Source organism: Amycolatopsis antarctica (genome assembly GCF_002262875.1).
GTDB classification, from domain to species: Bacteria; Actinomycetota; Actinomycetes; order Mycobacteriales; family Pseudonocardiaceae; genus Amycolatopsis; species Amycolatopsis antarctica.
Genome location: NZ_NKYE01000014.1, coordinates 58,754 through 76,874 on the forward strand (window position 1 = coordinate 58,754; position 18,121 = coordinate 76,874).

General features: G+C 71.3%; 8 protein-coding genes. 3 read left to right on the forward strand and 5 right to left on the reverse strand.

Annotation, left to right across the window (positions count from 1 at the left end):
* Nucleotides 1-117 precede the first annotated feature (117 nt).
* The 3 genes from CFN78_RS20850 to CFN78_RS20860 all read left to right on the forward strand — a co-directional run bounded on the left by CFN78_RS20850 (nt 118) and on the right by CFN78_RS20860 (nt 2,275).
* Nucleotides 118-393, forward strand: a complete 276-nt coding sequence (locus tag CFN78_RS20850; RefSeq protein ID WP_205660598.1) for a hypothetical protein — start codon at nt 118-120, stop codon at nt 391-393.
* A 44-nt stretch (nt 394-437) separates the two neighbouring features.
* Nucleotides 438-695, forward strand: a complete 258-nt coding sequence (locus CFN78_RS20855) for a hypothetical protein (protein ID WP_094864551.1) — start codon at nt 438-440, stop codon at nt 693-695.
* Nucleotides 696-820: 125 nt separating this feature from the next.
* Nucleotides 821-2,275 (forward strand): alpha/beta hydrolase, encoded by a 1,455-nt coding sequence (locus CFN78_RS20860; protein WP_094864552.1) that lies wholly within the window; start codon nt 821-823, stop codon nt 2,273-2,275.
* 171 nt (nt 2,276-2,446) lie between these two features.
* Here CFN78_RS20860 and CFN78_RS20865 read toward each other — a convergent pair whose 3' ends face one another.
* From CFN78_RS20865 to CFN78_RS20885, 5 genes are all read right to left on the reverse strand, one after another.
* Entirely contained in the window at nt 2,447-3,178 is a 732-nt protein-coding gene (locus CFN78_RS20865) for a hypothetical protein (protein WP_205660599.1), read from the reverse strand.
* 25 nt (nt 3,179-3,203) lie between these two features.
* The gene (locus tag CFN78_RS20870; protein ID WP_094864553.1) at nt 3,204-5,039 is read right to left on the reverse strand and encodes a class I adenylate-forming enzyme family protein; all 1,836 of its coding nucleotides are present in this window, start codon (nt 5,037-5,039) and stop codon (nt 3,204-3,206) included.
* A gap of 71 nt (nt 5,040-5,110) precedes the next feature.
* The gene (locus tag CFN78_RS20875) at nt 5,111-5,332 is read right to left on the reverse strand and encodes an MbtH family protein (protein ID WP_094864554.1); all 222 of its coding nucleotides are present in this window, start codon (nt 5,330-5,332) and stop codon (nt 5,111-5,113) included.
* A complete protein-coding gene (locus CFN78_RS20880; protein ID WP_094864555.1) occupies nt 5,329-16,749 on the reverse strand; it encodes an amino acid adenylation domain-containing protein in 11,421 nt (3,806 codons plus the stop codon). The genes CFN78_RS20875 and CFN78_RS20880 overlap by 4 nt, the downstream gene beginning before the upstream one ends.
* Nucleotides 16,750-17,482: 733 nt before the next feature.
* Nucleotides 17,483-18,118, reverse strand: coding sequence for a TetR/AcrR family transcriptional regulator (locus CFN78_RS20885; RefSeq protein ID WP_094864556.1), 636 nt, complete (start codon nt 18,116-18,118; stop codon nt 17,483-17,485).
* Between the last annotated feature and the right edge of the window lie 3 nt (nt 18,119-18,121).

The window sequence follows — 18,121 nt, forward strand, 5'->3', positions numbered from 1 at the left end:
AATCACCGGCTCGACTTTGGTCGAGTCGATCCGAGCCCTCGGGCCGATGTGCCGGTAGTGCCGGGCGGACACCCTGGTCCGGGTACCGGAACGATCGGGCACGGACGGAGCGACGCGATGCGCAAGGGCGGCTACCAGGCCATCGAAGCGGCCGGGATGGTGGTCACAGCGCTGTCCGCCCAGGCGGTGATCCGTGGGTTCTTCAACCGGGACTCCGAGCCGCTGTGGGGCGTCGTCAACTGGGTCGCCGGCGGCGTCACCGGTCAGCTCGTTCTCCTCGGAGTCATCGCGATCGTCGCGATGCTGGCCGGTGGCTGGGCGCACACCCGCCCGGAGCCGGCCACCGAGCGCACCGGTGGTTCCGGGCAGAACCACGGCCGGCGAACGGGCTGAGGGGTTCTTTCCAGCGGAGACAGCGAACGAATCGGAGGACGGTCATGGGCAAGGGTGGATGGGCTTTTCTGCGAGGCCTCGGGCTGGTCGTCATGGCGGGGTGCGGTCAGGCGATCTTTCGTGGCTTTTTCGATCGGGACGCACAGTTGCTGTGGGGCGCCTTCGACTGGGCGCCGGGTGGCCGGGAGGGCCGGCTCGCGGTGATCGGCGCGATCGCCCTCGGGGGCCTGCTGATCGCCGTCGTGGCGGGTTTCGGTGGCCGGCGGTCCTCCCGCGACGGCAATCAGGCTGTCTCGACATGAGGCCGGCCTCAGAACCACGCGGTGGCCCGGGTGATCGACGTGCCGTTCCACGAGTACGGCTGGTGGCGGACCTCGCCGGACAGCCGGTTGCGGCGCCCTGTGCGCCTCGAACAGGAGGAAATCGGATGCGCAGAAATCTGTCCCTGGTTTTGGCGGGCACAGCGGTCGCCGCGGTCGCCGCGATTCCGGGGGTGTCGGTGGCGGCGACGCCGGACACCGTGCAATGGGGTCCGTGCCCGGAGGGGGCCGCCGCGCCGCGGCTGGAGTGCTCGACGCTGCAAGTCCCGTTGGACTATCGGAATCCGGCTGGCGAGCAGATCGACATCGCGATCTCGCGGCTGGCGAGCGAGAAGCCGGAGCGGCGGCGCGGCGTGCTGCTGACCAATCCGGGCGGCCCCGGTGGCGCGGGGCTCACCTATCCGGCCGTGCTCGCCGGGGCGGGGCTGCCGCAGGAGGTGAGCGACTCCTATGACCTGATCGGCTTCGACCCGCGCGGTGTCGGCCACAGTGCGCCGGTGACCTGCGAACTGACGGAGGAGCAGCAGGCACGCGGCAACTTCCCGCCGTACGCGCACACCGCCGACGATGTCACCCGAGAGGCGGGCAACGCGCGGACCATCGCCGAGCAGTGCGCCGGCTCGCCGACCGCGCGGATGCTGCCGCACACCACCACTGCGAACACCGCGCGCGACATGGACCGGATCCGGACGGCGCTGGGTGAGCCGAAGACCTCGTACCTCGGCGCGTCCTATGGCAGCTATCTCGGTTCGGTCTACACGACGATGTTCCCGGAGCGAAGTGACCGGATCGTGCTCGACAGCAACCTGGGCCCCGATGGTTACGACGTCACAGCCATGCGGATGTTCGCGCGTGGCCTGGAGGACAGGTTCCCGGACTTCGCCGCGTTCGCGGTCGCACACCCCGAGTACGGACTGGGGAGCACACCGGAGCAGGTGACCGCGAAGTTCTTCGAACTGGCGGACAAGCTGGACGCCGCACCGGTTCAGGGTGTCAACGGGACGGCGTTTCGCGGGCTGACCTTCGAGCTTCTTTACAGCGACGCGGATATGTCCTCGCTTGCCGAGACGTGGCGGGCGCTGGAGACGGACCAGCCGCTGCCGCCCGTGCCGCCGGTGGAGGGCGTCGAAAACCTGATGGCCTCGCGTTTCGCGGTGGTCTGCGGTGATACTCGCTGGCCGGGAACGGTTCGGGAGTACCAGCACAATGTCGCGGTCGACCGGGCGGAACACCCGATGCTGGGCGGTTCCACGGCCAGCATCGGGCCGTGTGCGTTCTGGCCGGAGGAGCGGGTCGAACCGCCGGTGCGGATCGGTGACCGGGGGCCGTCGAACGTGCTCATGGTGCAGAACGAGCGTGACCCGGGAACACCGCTCGCCGGTGCCCGGAACCTGCGGCAGGCCTTCGGGAAGCGGGCCACGATGGTGACGGCCGACCAGGGTGGCCACGGCGTTTATCCCTTCGGCCACAACACCTGCGCGAAGGATGCGGCGACGGAGTTCCTGCTGACCGGGCAGCGCCCGGCTCAGGACCTCGCCTGCGCGGCGGAACCGGTCGAGTAGCGGCGCTGTCGGTGAAGGTCGCCAGAGGCCCTCGCCGTCCACGTGACGCATCGGGTGACCCGGTCACCGTCTCGGCGGCCCGACGGGCCGATCTCGTTCTCCCACGTACCCTGCCCGGCCGGTCGGCGACCGGCCGGGCAGGATCCGGTTCCGCGCCGAATCCTTGCCGGGTCAGGGTTTCGTGCCGAGACAGGTCTCGGCCGCGCTCCTCTCCTCGGCCAGGAAGATGGTCTGCGCCATCATCTTGTAGCCGGCCATGCCCTCGCGCAGGGTTTCGATCGACTCCTCCGGGTGCACCGAGTCGATCACGGCGTTCGGGCCCACGGCGTTGAACTGGTGTGACACGCCGCGGGGGATCTGCATGTCGACCCAGGAATTCGGTGGCACCACGGCGTTGTACCGCTCGCGGGCGTCCTCGGGCGGCATGTCCGGCAGTTCGTCGGTGAACTCGGCCAGCGGGTCCGCGGTCCAGCCCGGGCTCGGCCGCACGATCAGCGGGGACAGGCTGGACACCCGGATCGTGGTGCCCGGCCCGGTCATCATCCGCACGAACCGGAGCCCGGTGTGCAGGTGCATCCGGGAGCAGATGTCGCGTTCCCGCACGTCGTAGAAGTCCATCAGGTACCGGTCGGCGAAGTAACCGGGGAACGGTGGCTCGACCATGTAGACGTCGCCCTCCTCGAACACCTGCGCCCGCTTCAACTGTCCCGGCGGCGTCGGCCGTGCCTCCTCCGCTCGGTGGGCGTGCCGCACGAGGCCGGTCAGGCCCTCGACGATGTGCAGCGCGACCTCGTCCGGGAAACGCAGCAGCGGGGTGATCCGGTTCTGGCCGGAATCGTGGTGTGCCCGGACGTCGAAGTGCTCGTTCTCGTGGTCGGGTACGTGTTTCATCCGGTCGGTCATGCGCTCGCTCCCGGTGTCGTCGTGGTCATGGTTGTTCGGCGCGTGCCCAGAGGACACCGCCGAGGTCGTGCCGCCCGGCGCGGAGCAGGGCGAACCCCGCGGCCCTTCCGGCCGCCCGTGCGTCCCGGAGTTCGGTCCACCGGTCCGGGTGGCCGCCGTGCGCCGCGCCACCGAGGAAGGTCCACAGCAGATCGAGGGCCCACGGGGTGCCCTCGCCGGTGGTGCGGGCGGTGCCGTGCGGGAAGACGGTCAGGCGTCCGTTGTCGAGTACGGTGCGGTGGCCGAACGGGATCTCCGTCGCGCTGTCCGCGAGTTCCGCGGCGAGCGTGGTGTGGTCGGTCAGCGGCCAGCACTCGCGGACACGGTCCAGCCATCGCGCCTTGAGTCCGGTCAGTTCCCCGCTGTCGTCCCGTTCGGTCCAATGTGCCCGGAGGAAGTCGAACGCCGCGAACACCGGTTCCCCGCTGTCTGCGTGCCCCTGCGGGCAGGCGGCCAGCGCCCGTGCCAGTTCGACAGCGTTCCCCGGCGGCTGGTGTGTCTCTCGCAGCACCGATCGCGCGGTCCTGGCCGCGTAGCGGAGCAGGTTCTCGTACCGGGTCGCGGACTGCCGCCGGGACGCCAGCCGCCTGCCCATGGCTGTGCGCTGCGGCTTGCCGGTGGCGGTGGCGAGCAGCCCGCCGAACTGCACCACCGCGGGCCGCGGCTCGCCGTGCTCGCAGACGGTACGGACCCGGTCCACCGGCTGGTCGGTGACGATCAGCGCGATCTCCTGGCCCAGGTCCGGTTCGGTGACGCCCACGGCCGCGAACCGGCCGGAGAGTCCCGCCGCTCGCCACCGGCGTTCCAGGTCGAGCGGGTAGTACTTCTCGCCTCCGCGGTCGATCCGTTCCCTGGTCCGGCCTTTCAGCATCAGCAGACCGTCGCGCAGTTCGCCCAGATCGCCGGTGCGCAGCCAGCCGTCCGGGGTCATCGCGGCCGCGGTGGTGCCCGGGTCCTCCCAGTAGCCGTCCATCAGGTCGGCGGTGCGGATCTGTACTTCGCCGGAGTCGAGCCGGAACTCGGTGCCGTCCAGGGGCAGTCCCACCGGCGGGAAGCGGTCCAGGTACTGCTCGGCGTAGTCCCTCCCGTCCAGCGCCGGCATGGTGAAGCTGAAGTTGACCGCCTCGGTCAGGCCGTAGCCCTGGCGCAGCCGCGGCCCGTACGCGCGGTGGAAACGGGACGCCAGCTCACTGGTCAGCGGTGCCGCCGCGGTGATCAGGTAGTCGAGCCCCTCCGGCCATTCCGGTGCGGCGTCGAGGAGTTCGGGCAGCAACGCGGGCACGATCGACGCCGTCCGGGCTCCGGCGGTGCGCAGGGCGGCGAAGTAGCCCGCCGGGTCGAACCGTTCCCGCAGCACCAGTGGCGCGCCGGTGCGGTGGGTGCCCAGCAGGGACATCACCAGCGCGTTGCAGTGGTGCAGTGGCAGGCAGGTGCCGTGTGGCCGATCCGGGCCGATTCCGTGCAGCCGGGCGGTTTTCGTGGCGTTGCCGAGCACTGCGGCCCGGCTGAGCATCACTCCCTTCTGCGGGCCGGTGGAGCCCGAGGTGAACATGATGAACGCCAGCCCGGTGGGGTCATCCTCGGCGGGCAGGTGACCGGTGCCGCGGAACTCCGCCCCCGGACCGTCCACAATGGCCGAAGCGCGGACGCTGCGGACGAGTGCGGCCAGTTCGGCGTCGGCGGTGCGCGGGCCGAGCGGGACCGCGACCAGTTCCCGGTCGAAGCAGTGGCGCAGCACGGCGGCCAGGCCCTCGCCGCCTGGCATCCGGATCACCACACGGGCACCGGGCGCGAGGTCGACGAGCGGGGCGGGAACGGGCATCGGTGGCAACCTCCGTTCAGGCACCGGGGACGAGGGCGAGGTGTCGTGGTGGCCGGACGTGCCGAGCGTGGTCATCGCGGTGCCCCGGACTGCGCGGCCCGCAGCCCGGCCGGGCGGAGATCGGTCCAGTTCCGCTCGACGAAGCCGAGCGCCTCGTCCCGGCTTGACGGGCCGGAGACCACCTGCCACCCGGCGGGCACCGAGGCGAACGACGGCCACAGGGAATGTTGCTCCTCGTCGTTGCACAGCACCAGGAACGTGCCTTCCTCGTCGTCGAACGGGTTGGTGCTCATGGGTTTCTCCCTTTTCTTCCGGCGGATCGGAGGTGGCGGCCGAGGATCTCGCCGACCAGGCCGATGTTGTGCGGCTGCAGCAGGCGGTGGTGGACCAGGTCCAGTTCGTAGGTGGTGAGTTCGCCGCCGATGTGTCCCCGCCACGGCTGCCAGGCGGGTACTTCCCCGGGCGTGCCGATGAACACGGCATCTCCGGGGGAGTGGGCGGGCCGGTATCCGCGCAGCAGCCCGGCGTTGTTCCGGGCGACGGTCGCCAGCTCACGGATGTCTGCTTCGGAGTACCGGGCGAACACGCTGCCCTCCTGCCGCAGCGAGGCGGACACGGCGGGAAAGCCGAGTTCCTCGGCGGTGAGCTCGTCGTCGTCACGGCCCACCGCGGTGAGCAGTACCCGGTGTATCCGGTCGTCGTCGACGACCGGCACGGCGTCCGGGTCCGGGCCCAACTGAGGGTCGATCAGCAGCACCAGCCCGGTCGTGGCGCCCTGTTCGTGCAACCGGGCCGCGATCTCGTGTGCCACGATGCCACCGAACGACCACCCCAGCAGGTGGTAGGGGCCTTCCGGTGCGGCGGCCCGCATCTGCGCGACGTAACGCTCGACCATCTCGTCGAGGCTGCGCGGCAGTTCGTCCACCCCGCCGGGGCCGAGCGGCTCGATGCCGTACACCGGGTGCGCGCGGTCGATGTGCCCGAGCAGTCCGGCGTAGAGCCAGCTGATGCCGCTGAGCGGGTGCACACAGAACACCGGTTCTGCTTCGCCGGTGGCGCGGAACGGCAGCAGGTGCTCGGCCGGAGCGGGGCCGTGCCCGCCGAGCAGCCGGTCGAGTCCGGACGGCGTGCCCGCCGCGAACACCTCGCGGATCGCCGGTTCCACACCGAGCACCGCGCCGATCCGGTCGGCCAGGCGCGCGGCCAGCAGCGAATGCCCGCCCAGTTCGAAGAAGTTGTCGGTCCCGCCGACCCGGGGGATGCCGAGGACCTCGGCGAACAGCGTGCACAGCACTTGTTCCCGTCCGGTCAGCGGTGCGGCGCCACCGGAATCGGTCTCCCAGTTCGGTTCGGGCAGCCGGTCCCTGAGCAGTTTTCCGTTGCGGCTCAACGGAAGCACGTCGACCGTCTGCACCCTCGCCGGAACCATGTAGGCGGGCAGCGTGCCCGCCGCGTACTCCCGGATACCGTCGAGATCGGCGTCGGTGATCTCGACGCTCACCCCGCCGGTGACGTAGCCGACCAGCCGCCGGTCGCCCGCCGTGTGCTCGCGCACGGCGACCGCGGCGGCGCCGACCAGCGGATGCCCGGTCAGCGCGGCCTCGACCTCGCCGAGTTCGATCCGGTGCCCGCGCAGTTTCACCTGCTCGTCGGTGCGCCCGTGGAAACGCAGAATCCCATGCGCGGTCCAGGAAGCGAGGTCGCCGGTGTGGTACATGCGGGTGCCCGGCGGCCCGAACGGATCGGCGGTGAAGCGCTGCGCCGTGGTCGCCGGTTGCCTCAGGTAGCCGGTGGCGACCCCGGCGCCCGCCAGGTAGAGATGCCCGGTGACGCCCGGTGGTACCGGATGCAGCCGGTCGTCGAGCACGTAGCAGCGGGTGTTGGGCAGTGGCCGTCCGAGCGGGACCGCCGCCTCGGTGCCCGTGCCGCTGACCTCGTGGGCCGCCGACCAGACGGTGGTCTCGGTCGGCCCGTAGCAGGCGAGCAGCGAGCAGCCGAGCGCGCGGACCTTCGCCGCCAGCGGGCCGGGCACGAGTTCGCCGCCGATCATGGCGCGTGTGCCGCGCAACCGCTCGGGACCGCGTTCGGCCAGCACCTGCCACTGGGAAGGGGTCGCCTGCAACACCGTCACCCCGTGCCGTCGCACTCGGTCGAGCAGCAGCCCCGGGTCCCGCTGCTCCTCCGGTTCGAGCAGCACCACGGCGGCCCCGGTGATCAGTGGCAGGTAGAACTCGGGCACGGACATGTCGAACCCGGCGGGTGCGGCGGCCAGCACCCGGTCCCGCTCGTCCACCCGTAACCGGTCGCGCAGCGCGAGCAGCAGGTTCACCAGCGCCCGGTGCGGAACCATCACGCCCTTGGGCACGCCGGTCGAGCCGGAGGTGTAGATCGTGTACGCGGTGCCGGTGGGCAGCACCGCGGGCGGAGCTTCGGGCCGGGAGACGGTCAGCGCGCCGGAATCGTCGTGGCGCAACAGCAGTACCGGCCGCGCGCCGTCCAGGATGGCGGCGAACCGCCGGTCCGGCAGGTCCGGTTCGCAGGGCAGATAGGCCGCACCGAGCGAGAACACGGCCAGCATGGCGAGGAGCAGGTCGGGGCCGCGTCGCAGTCGCAACGCCACGAGCGTGCCGGGGGCCACGCCTTCGGCACGCAGTCGCGTGGCGAGGGTGTCCGCGCGTGCCAGCAGCTCGCGGTAGCTCAGCACGACCTCGCCGGACAGCAGCGCCGTCGCGTCCGGGGTCCGCGCCGCCTGCTCGGCGATCAGCGCGCCCACCGTCGTGTCCGGCAGTTCGGCCGCCGTGTCGTTCCAGGTGGTGAGCAGCCGTTTCCGTTCACCGTCGAGCAGGACGTCCAGCTCGGCCAGCGGGCTTTCCGGCGTGGCCGTGATGGAGCGCAGTAGGCGTTCGAAGCGGCTGATCAGCAATCGCGCCGACGCCGGGCCGAACAGGTCGCTGTCGTACTCGAGCACCCCGGTGATGCCTGCGTGCACGCCCTGTGGAGCGTCGCGCTGCCACAGACTCCACAACAGGTCCATCCGGGACGAACGGCCGTGCACCGGTACGTGCTCGGTGCCGACACCCGGCAGGTCGAGCCGGATGGCGGGGGTGTCCTGAAAGACCAGCATCACCTGGAACAGCGGGTGGTGCGCCAGTGAGCGAGCCGGTCTGACCAGTTCCACCAGCCGGTCGAACGGCAGGTCCTGATGGGCGAACGCGGCCAGGTCGGTGTCGCGCACCGCGCGCAGGAACCCGGTGAAGGTGGCCGATCCGTGCGGCCGGGTACGCAGCACCACGGTGTTGACGAAGCAGCCGATCGCGTCGTGCAGCGCGTCGTCGTGCCGTCCGGCGACCGGGGTGCCGATCGGGATGTCCTCACCTCCGCCGAGGCGGAACAGCAGCGTGGCCAAGGCGGCGTGCAGCAGCATGAACAGGCTGACGTCGTGGGCTCTGGCCAGCGCCACCAGTTCGGCGTGCAGGTCGGCGGGCAGGTCCACCTCGATGGTCTCGCCCCGGTTGCCGATCGTGCCCGGCCGTGGCCGGTCGGTGGGCAGGGACAGGCTGTCGGGCAGGCCGCGCAGGGTTTCCAGCCAGTGCGCTGCCTCGCCGTCCAGGTCGAGTTCGTTCTGCCACAACGTGAAATCGGGATACTGCACCGGCGAGTGTGTCCACTGTGGAGTGTCACCGTCGACGCGCGCCCGGTACGCGGTGGACAGGTCCCGAGCCAGCGGAGCGAACGACCAGCCGTCGGCGGCGATGTGGTGCACCAGCAGTTGCAGCACATGCGTGCCGGTGCCCAGTGCGAACAGGCGCACGCGGACGGGAAGCTCGTCACCGAGATCGAAGTGGTGCCCACCGGCCTCGGCCAGCAACTCGGGCAGCGTGGCCTCGGTGGCCGGGACGACCTCGAAGCTGACGTCCACCGCGGGGGCCACCTCCTGGAACGGCTCGCCGTCGACCTCGGCCACCCGGGTGCGCAGGCTCTCGTGCCGGTCGAGCACGTCGCGCACCGACTCGCGCAGCGCGGGCACCGACAGCGGCCCGGTCAGCCGCACGGTGAAGGGCATGTTGTAGATCGGGTTCGGGCCGGTGAACTGGGTGAAGAACCACAATCGCCGCTGGGCCGCCGACAGCGGAACCCGGCGCGGACGGTCGCCGGCCCGTAGCGGTGGGCGTGCCGGTGTGTCCGGGGTGCCGATCCGGTGGGCCAGCCCGGCGGGGGTCGGCGCGTCGAACAGACTGCGGATGTCCAGCTCCGCCCCGGTGGTGGCGCGGATCCGGTTGATCAGCCGGGTGGCCAGCAGTGAATGTCCGCCGAGGTCGAAGAAGCCGGCGTCGGCACCGACCTCGGCCACGCCCAGCGTTTCCGCGAACAGCCTGCACAGCAGCCGTTCGGCCTCGGTGGACGGCGGACGTCCGGACGGCGCGGTCGCTTCCGGCGCGGGCAGCGCCCGCCGGTCGAGCTTGCCGTTCGGAGTCAGCGGAATCTCCGGTATCGCCACCACGAACGCCGGGACCATGTGCTCGGGCATCAGGGATGCCACGTGCTCGCGTAATGCCTGTGGGTCCACCGGCCCGGTGGTCACCACATAGGCCACCAGGCGGTGCGCCCCCGGCTGGGCGAGTACCACCGCGCGGCCGACCGCCGGATGGATTTCCAGCGCGTGCTCGACCTCGCCCGGTTCGATCCGGAAACCCCGGATCTTGACCTGCTGATCGGTGCGGCCCAGGTACTCGATGGTGCCGTCGGGCAGCCGCCTGCCCAGATCGCCCGAGCGGTACAGACGGGTGCCCGGCCCGCCGAACGGATCGGCCACGAATCGGGAGGCGGTCAGCCCGGGGCTGCCGTGGTAGCCGAGGGTCACGCCCGGCCCGGCGACGTACAGCTCGCCGGGACTGCCCGGTGGCACCGGGCGCAGCGCGTGGTCGAGCAGGTGGACGCGCAGGTCGGGCAGCGGGTGCCCGACCACGCTGCGCGTCTCCTCCGGGTCGTCGATCTCCTGGAACGTCGAGTGCACCGTGGTTTCGGTGATGCCGTACATGTTCACCAGCCGGGGCCGGCCTTCGCCGTGCCAGGCGCGCAGCCGGGCCGGGTCCAGTGCCTCGCCTCCGAACACCACCATCCGCAGGGAAAGGGGCACCGGGTGCTCGGTCTCGGCGGCCAGGAGCTGGTAGAAGGCGGACGGGGTCTGGCTGAGCATGGTGACCTGTTCGCGGGCGAGCAGGTCCAGCAGGCCGCGCGGGGAACGGCTGACCGCGTGCTCCACCACGACCAGCCTGCCGCCGCGGCCGAGCGCGGCCCATATCTCCCACACCGAGAAGTCGAAGGACATGGAGTGGAACAGGGTGTGCACATCGCCGGGGCCCGCAGCGATCAACTCGTCGGTGGCCGAGAGCAGCCGCACGACGTTGCGGTGGGACACCACCACCCCCTTCGGGATCCCGGTCGAGCCCGAGGTGTGGATGACGTAGGCGGTGCTGTCCGGGTGTGGTTCCGGACCCGGGGCGGAATCGGGCCGGTGCGCCCGGACGAGCGGATCGTCGAGCAGGACCTGTTCCGGCCCGGCGGGCAGTTCCGCGCTCACGGACCGGGTGGTCACCAGCAGCGAGGGCCGCGCGTCCTCGATCACCTGCCGCAGCCGTCCGGTGGGGTAGGCGGGGTCGAGCGGTACGTAACCGGCACCCGACTTGAGCACGGCCAGCATCGCGATCACCTGGTCCGCCGAGCGGGGCAGCGCCAGCGCCACCAGCCGCTCCGGTCCGGCGCCCCCGGATCGCAGCAGCGCGGCCAGCCGCTCGGCGTGCTCGTCGAGTTCCCGGTACGTCAGCCGTAGTTCGCCCTCGCACAGCGCGATCGCCTCCGGCCGGGCGCGGACCTGCGCGGCGAACAGGCCGGGCAGCGTCGCGGACGCGTCCGCTGTCCCGTCCGCGGCTCCGTGTCCGGGGCCGTCGTTCTCGTCCTGGCGTTCGCCGTCCAGCAGCAGGTCCAGTCCGCCGAGCCCGGTCTCCGGTGCCGAGGCGATCCGGTCCAGTACGGCGGCCAGCCGCCGCAGCAGCCGCCGGGCCGCGTCCTCGTCGACGAGATCTTCGTCGTGGTCGAGGCGGAACCGCATCCGCGCACCCGGCAGCACGACCAGCGCGAGCGGGTAGTGGCTGCCGTCGAGACCGTCGACGCCGGTGATTCGCAGCCCCGGCACGCCGCTGCTCAGCGCGCCGGGATCGAGCGGGTAGTTCTCGAACACGACGATGGTGTCGAACAGTTCGCCATGCCCTGCGATGCCCTGCAGCCGGGTGAGGTCCGCGTGCTGATGCTCCAACATGGACAGTTGCTGCTCGCGCAGTGCCCGCAGGGTCTGGCTGATCGTCCGCCGCGGATCGAGGCGGACCCGCACCGGGATCGTGTTGATCAGCAGGCCGACGATCCGCTCGGCACCGGGAAGTTCGGCGGGGCGACCGGAGACGGTGGCGCCGAAGACCACGTCCTCGCGGCCGGTGAGCGCGCCGAGCACGTTCGCCCACGCGAGCTGGACCAGTAGGTTGACGGTCAGCCCGTGCTCGCTCGCGGTGCGCTGCACCCGTGCGGTCACCGCCTCGTCGAGATCGAGGAACGCCCGGCCGCGCACCGCACCGGAACCGGGCCCGCCACGACCGGCCACCAGTGTGGGTTCGTCCACATCGGACAGAAGTGAGCGCCACGCCAGCAGGTCGGCCTCGGTGTCCCGTGTGGACAGCCAGTCCAGGAAGTCGCGGTAGGGCGTGGCCGGTGGCAGTTGCTCGCCGGCGTACAGGGCGAACAGTTCCCGGACCAGGATCGGCATGGACCAGCCGTCGAGCAGCAGGTGGTGGGTGGTGAGCACGAGTACCTGACGCTCGCCGCCCCGGCGCAGCAGCGCCGCCCGCAGCAACGGGGGAGCGCCGAGGTCGAAGCGTTCCCGTCGGTCGGCGTCGAGGAACCGCCGCAGGTCCTGGTCCGTGCCCGCGTGCTGCTCGGCCCACGGCACACCGAACTCGGCGGGAACCACCTGGACCGGCCGCCCCGAGGCGCTGTGCTCGATGCCCGCCGAGAGCTGGGGATGGCGGCGCAGCAACGCGTGCACCGCTTCGCGCAGCGCCGGGGCGTCCACCTCGCCGTCGAGGGTGAACACGAACTGCACGAGATACGGATCGCTGCCGTCGTGGTCGTAGAGGGAGTGGAACAGCAGGCCCTGCGCCAGCGGCGGCAGCGGCAGCACCTGGCCGCCGGGCACCCCGAGTTCGCGCGCCCGGTCCACCAGCGCGCCGAGCACCTCGAACCACCGCCGCCCCAGGCGTTCCACGTACTCGGCGTCGAGCAGCCGCTCCGCCCACGACCAGTTCGCGATCAGCTCCGGGCCCTCCGGCCGGTCGGCCAGCACCGTGTTCAGCTCCAGCGAGTGGGCCAGCGAGAGGCCGCCGGGCATCGACGAGCCGAGCACCGAGCCGCCGGGTTCGGGGGCCCAGTCCTCGGCGGCACCGACGTCGAAGCGGCCCAGGTAGTTGAACGCCACCCTCGGCCGCTCGCCCGCCGCCAGCGCGGCACCGGTCTGCGGGTTGAGGTAACGGAGCAGCCCGTAGCCGAGGCCGTCGCCGGGCAGGGCGTCCAGCCCGGCGCGCACCCGGCGGACGGCCTCGTCGAGCCGGGTGCGGTCGGCCCGCGCCTGCTCCCAGGACACCCCGCTGTCCAGGCGGGCGGGGTAGAGCGTGGTGAACCAGCCGACGGTCCGCGTCAGGTCGAGGTCCCCGGCGAATTCCTCCCGGCCGTGGCCTTCGAGGTCGAGCAGCACGGCCGTGTCGTCCGGGGCCGCGATGGCCAGGGTGAACGCGGTGAGCAGCAGATCGTTGACCGAGCAGTCGAAGGCGGCGGTGGCCTCCTCGACCAGGCGGGCGGTGCGTTCCGCGGGCAGGGTCAGCACCGTGCCGCGGCGGGTGGACTCGGTGTCGATACCGGGCGAAGGGGGATCGTGCCGGACGGCCGCGCCGGTGCCCGCCCAGTGCGGGTACTCGGCGGTGACGGTGCGGTGCTGCGCGTGCTCGGTGAGCCTGCGCGACCAGCGAGTGAACGAGGTCCCCACCGGTTGCAGTTCGATCGGCCGGTCGCCGAGCACCGCCCGTCCCGCGTCCCGCAGATCGTCGAGCAGGATGCGCCAGGAAACCCCGTCGACGACGAGGTGGTGTACCGCGAGCAGGAGCACGCCGGGCAGTGCGCCTCCGCCGTCGAACCAGACGGCGTGCACGACCCGCCCGGCCGACGGATCGAGCCCGGCCCTTGCCCGTTCGCCGTGGTCCTCGATCTCGCGCTCCGACGGCCGAGCACCCTCGATCCGGGTCAGTTCGAGCGCGGCGTCCGGCCGCACTTCGGCCGACCACAACCCGTTCTCGGTGGACACCGACAGCCGCAGCATGGCGTGGTGGTTCAGCACGGCCGTCAGGACGTCGCGCAGTTGCCGCTCGGTGAGCCCTGCGGGGGTACGCACCCGCACCGACTGGGAGAATCCGGCCAGCTCGCCGCCCAGTTCGCGCAGCCAGTGCATGACGGGCGTCAGGCCGACCGCGGGATCGTCTGGTCTCGTCTCCGGCGCGGCCGGCGCGGCCGGCGCCTCGGCGATGGCCGCCAGTGTCCCGGCGAGTTCGGTGACCGTCGGGTACCGGAAGACGTGGGGCGTGCTCAGGCCCAGTCCGGCCCGGCGGGCGCGGCCCGCCAGCTGGATGGCCTTGATGCTGTCCCCGCCGAGCTGGAAGAAGCTCCGGTCGAACGGTACCTCGTCGAGGCCGAGCACCTCGCGGAACAACGCCGCCACCTGTTCTTCGGCGGCGGTGCCCGGCGCCGCGGGTGCCCGATGCTCCCCGTCCGGTGCGGGAAGCGCGGCCCGGTCCAGCTTTCCGTTACGGGTCAAGGGAAACGCGTCGAGTCGGACCACCACCGCGGGCACCATGAACGGCGGCAGGTGCTCGGCGAGACGGTGGCGCAGCGCTTCGGGGTCCTGGTCGGTGACCGCGTAGGCGACCAGCCTGCGCAGGCCGGGCCGGTCCTCGCGGAGCACGGTGACGGCCTGGCGGACACCCGGCTGCCCGGTCAGCACCGCGTCGATCTCGCCGGGTTCGACCCGGAATCCGCGGAGCTTGACCTGTGAGTCGGCCCGCCCGGCGAAGGACAGCGTGCCCTCGGGATTCCAGTGCGCACGATCGCCGGTGCGGTACATCCGTGAGCCCGGGCCGCCGAAGGGGTCGGCGAGGAACCGCTGCGCGGTCAGCCCCGGTCTGCCCGCGTACCCGTTCGCGACCCCGCCACCGGCGACGTACACCTCGCCCGCCACTCCCGGCGGGACCGGTCGCAGCAGTTCGTCGAGCAGCAGGATCCGGCGATCGTCCAGCGGGACGCCGATCGGCACCACCGCGGCGTCCGGGGCCAGTCCGGTGACCGGGTGCCGGGTGGCGAACACGGTGGTTTCGGTGGGTCCGTAGCCGTTGATCACGGTCGGCGCGCCGGGCACCGCCGCCAGCCGCCGCACCGCCGCGGGCGGGACCACGTCCCCACCGGTCCACACCTGTACCAGCCCGGTCAGGCAGCCGGGGTCCTCCTCGACGAGCGCGGTGAACAGGCCCGCGGTGAGCCACAGCCCCGTCACCCCGCAGTCCGCGATGGCCTTCTCCAGCACGGCGGGTTCCAGCCTCCCGGGGGCGGCGACGACGATCTCGCCCCCGGTCAGCAGTGGCATCCACAGCTCCAGTGCCAGCACGTCGAAGGCGTGCGGTGAATGCAGCAGCACCCGCTCGGCACCACCCTCGGCCCACCAGCGCTCGCCCGCCAGGCTGGCCAGGTTGGCATGCGTGATCACGGTTCCCTTTGGCCTGCCGGTGGAGCCGGAGGTGAACATCACGCAGGCGGGCTGTTCGGGGAACACCGCGACCGGCCGCATCCGCACGGTGGTGCCGGGGCGGTCCAGGCACAACACTGGCCCGCCGTCCTCGCGGAACCTGCCGGGCAGTTCGTCGGCGTCGGTGACCGCGTCGGTGACCAGCAGGCCGACCTCGGCGTCGGCGAGGGCTCCGGCCAGCCGCCCGGTGGCGTCGTCCCGGTGCAGCGGCACATAGGCGGCGCCGGACCTGGCCGTGGCCAGCACGGCCACCACCAGGTCCACCGAGCGTTCGAGCAGCAACCCGACCGTCGTCCCGGGCCCGGCTCCCATGCAGGCGAGCCGCCCGGCCATGGCGTCGGCCCGGCGGTCGAGTTCCCGGTAGGTCAGCCGTTCGCCGGTCGCGGCCGAGCGCACGGCGAAGGCCTCGGGCGACTCGCGCACCCGCTCGGCGAACAGCGCCGGCGCGGTGCCCGGCGGGCGGGTGTCCGCGGTCCCGGTCCCCGCGGCCAGTACCCGCGCCCGCTCCTCGGCGGTGGCCGGGTCGAGCCGGGAGAGTTCGGTGCCGGGCGGGCTGTCGGCGAGCAGGCGCACGGTGTGCAGGAACCGGTCGCGGACCACGGCGAGCAGGTCCTCGTCGTGGCCTGCCGGGTTGGCGTCGAAGTCGAAACGGAGCTCACCGTCGCCGCGGTCGTAGGCGACGATGGACAGGTCCTCCGAGGGTGGTGCCGCCACGTTGTGCACGGTCGCCGTGCAGGAGCCCAGGCTCAGCCCGTAGGCGAACCGCTGCACGTTGACCACCGGCCCGAAGAACTTCCGGCCGTCCTCCGGGTAGCCGAGATCGCGCCGGAGCCGTTCCCCGCGATACCGCTGCAGCCGCTGCACCTTTCGGATTTCCGCGTCCACCCGCCCGACGAGTTCGGCCACGGTCGCCGAGGATGGGATCCGGATCCGCAGCGGCACCACGTTGGCCGACATCGACGGCACCGTCCGGCTCAGCTCGCTGCGCCGGCCGGTCACCGGCAGGCTCAGCACGATGTCCCGGCTGCCGGTCATCGTGTGCAGGAACATCGCGGCGGCCGCCACCACCAGTCGCGTCCATCGTTGCCCCGCCTCGTCGGCGGCGGTGCGCAACCGGGCGAAGGCGGCGCTGTCGAGCGTGCTGGTCAGCCGCAGCGAGGAGGATGACACGGCCGCCGGGTGGCTGCCCAGGCTCAGGAAATCCGGCCGGTCGGCCATCATCGCCTGCCAGTCCGCGGCGTCGGCGGCGAACTCGCCGGAGTCCTGGTAGGCGTTCTCCTCCTCCGCCAGCAGGCGAAGGCTGCCCCAGCCGTGAGCGGGTACGGGTTCACCCGCTTCGACGGCGGTGTAGATCCCGGCCACCCGCTGCGAGAGCAGGGTCATCCCGGCGCCGTCGAGCGCGATGTGGTGCGCCCACAGGAACAACAGATGTCGATCGGCGCCGAGGCGGAAGATCGTGCCTCCGAGCAGCGGACCGGTGCTCAGATCGAGCGGCCGGTCGAGGGCTTCGCGCATCGAGTGCAGTGCCGTCCGCTCGGGGTCGGCCTCCTCGCCGAGGTCCCGCACCGGGAACGACCAGTCCGCGCGGGGCGACACTCGTTGCCGGGGCCCGTCCTCCGCGGTGAAGATGACGTTGATCGCCTCGCATTCGCGGCAGGCCTGGCGTAGCGCGGTGAGCAGCCGCTCGACATCGAGTGCGCCGGAGATGTCGGTGTACTCGCCCCACAGGTAGGTGGACCTTGTGGTGAAGCCGGCGTTCTCGGCCAGCCAGATGCTCCGTTGCGCCTCGGTGATCGGAAGGTCCTGGCCTGTGTCGCTCATGTGTCGGCGTCTCCGGGGGGTCGACGGTGCCCTCGGCGTGCGATGGCGGCATGCGTGAAATAGCGGGAAAGGCGACTGTTCGAACTCAGAACGGAATCGCGCTTGTCGCCTGGGAAAGATATTCACCACGTGAACGTAAAGTACAAGTAAAATGTTGATAAAGAAGATTTCATCTTTGCGTCAGGACGCGGCAGGCGAGTGAGATGACCGAATCAGCCACGTGTAGAAACAGTCGATTCCTGGCATCAAAGCCAGTGAATCGAGTCGATAAGGCTCTCGTGCTGGGCAATTCGGGTGACGGATTCTCGGTGAAGCGGCCGGAACGTCACCGAGTGCAGTGTGACCTGATCAACACGGTTCCGGAGAATTCTCCGCGGGCGGTTATTGCCCATCGGTAGCGGCATGTCTGCCGGTTCGTCTACGGAACGCGGTTCGTTCTTGCGCGGCGCGCTTCCGGCGGGTAGGCAACAGTCCTGTCGCTCATGACCCGGAATTTGCGGCCGTGATTCGGTCAGCTCGGCGGCGTTCACGGGTTTAGCGCGCGAAACCGCCTTCTCGGATTCGAAAGCTGATTCTTGGTTCGATCCGGCCGCAGATCGCTGGTATCGTGAATTCGTCGAAGACGGCTGCGGTGGCCGTGCGGAGGTTTCCGTGCGCAGCGGAACGCTGCAATCCGCCGGTAGGATGGTCTTCCGGTTCGCTACCGTGCCGATCCGGGCTGGTCGACCGGTTTCTACCGCTGGGCGACCAGCAGGTCGAGCACCTGGGGAAGCTCCTCGCGCAGGGCGCGCACTGAATCATCCACTGTGGACAGATGAGCGAGCAGGGCGCGCTGGAAGATCCCGTCGAGCGCGGCGTAGGCCGTCGCGCGCGAGGCCGTCAGCTTGCCGCCGCACAGTTCCGCGTACCGGCTGATCACCCGCCAGATCATCATCTCGCGGCGTTCTTCGATCTCCAGAACATCCTTGCGGAACGATTCGTCGAACAGGCTCTGGTTGCGCAGGTCGTACCAGAGCCGGTGGAGTTGCGCGTCCTCGCGCAGCGTCGTGAAGAACATCTCGGTGAACTCGTCGCGTAGCTGCCCGGCCGTCGTCGCGCGTGCCACCACGTCGTCGTAGCGCGTCACGCACACGGCCTCGTACTGGCGCACCGCTTCGGTCACCAGGTCGCGCTTGTCCGCGAAGTAGTAGTGCAGGACGCCGTGGGAGAACTCCGAGTTCTGCGCGATCTCTCGCAGGCTTGTCCGCGCATAGCCGAGTTCGGCAAGCGTGTGCAGGGCGGCCACGGCGAGTTCCGTTCGCCGGGCGTCGAACTTGTCGACCTGGCGGCGGGCGATTCTGTCCCGCTTCGTCTCGGCTACCTCGGTCACTGC

Coding starts and splice junctions, on each gene's coding strand:
- CFN78_RS20875 (WP_094864554.1), bottom strand. CDS start 5,332: ATGAGCACCAACCCGTTCGACGACGAGGAAGGCACGTTCCTGGTGCTG.
- CFN78_RS20860 (WP_094864552.1), top strand. CDS start 821: ATGCGCAGAAATCTGTCCCTGGTTTTGGCGGGCACAGCGGTCGCCGCG.
- CFN78_RS20855 (WP_094864551.1), top strand. CDS start 438: ATGGGCAAGGGTGGATGGGCTTTTCTGCGAGGCCTCGGGCTGGTCGTC.
- CFN78_RS20850 (WP_205660598.1), top strand. CDS start 118: ATGCGCAAGGGCGGCTACCAGGCCATCGAAGCGGCCGGGATGGTGGTC.
- CFN78_RS20870 (WP_094864553.1), bottom strand. CDS start 5,039: ATGCCCGTTCCCGCCCCGCTCGTCGACCTCGCGCCCGGTGCCCGTGTG.
- CFN78_RS20880 (WP_094864555.1), bottom strand. CDS start 16,749: ATGAGCGACACAGGCCAGGACCTTCCGATCACCGAGGCGCAACGGAGC.
- CFN78_RS20865 (WP_205660599.1), bottom strand. CDS start 3,178: ATGACCGACCGGATGAAACACGTACCCGACCACGAGAACGAGCACTTC.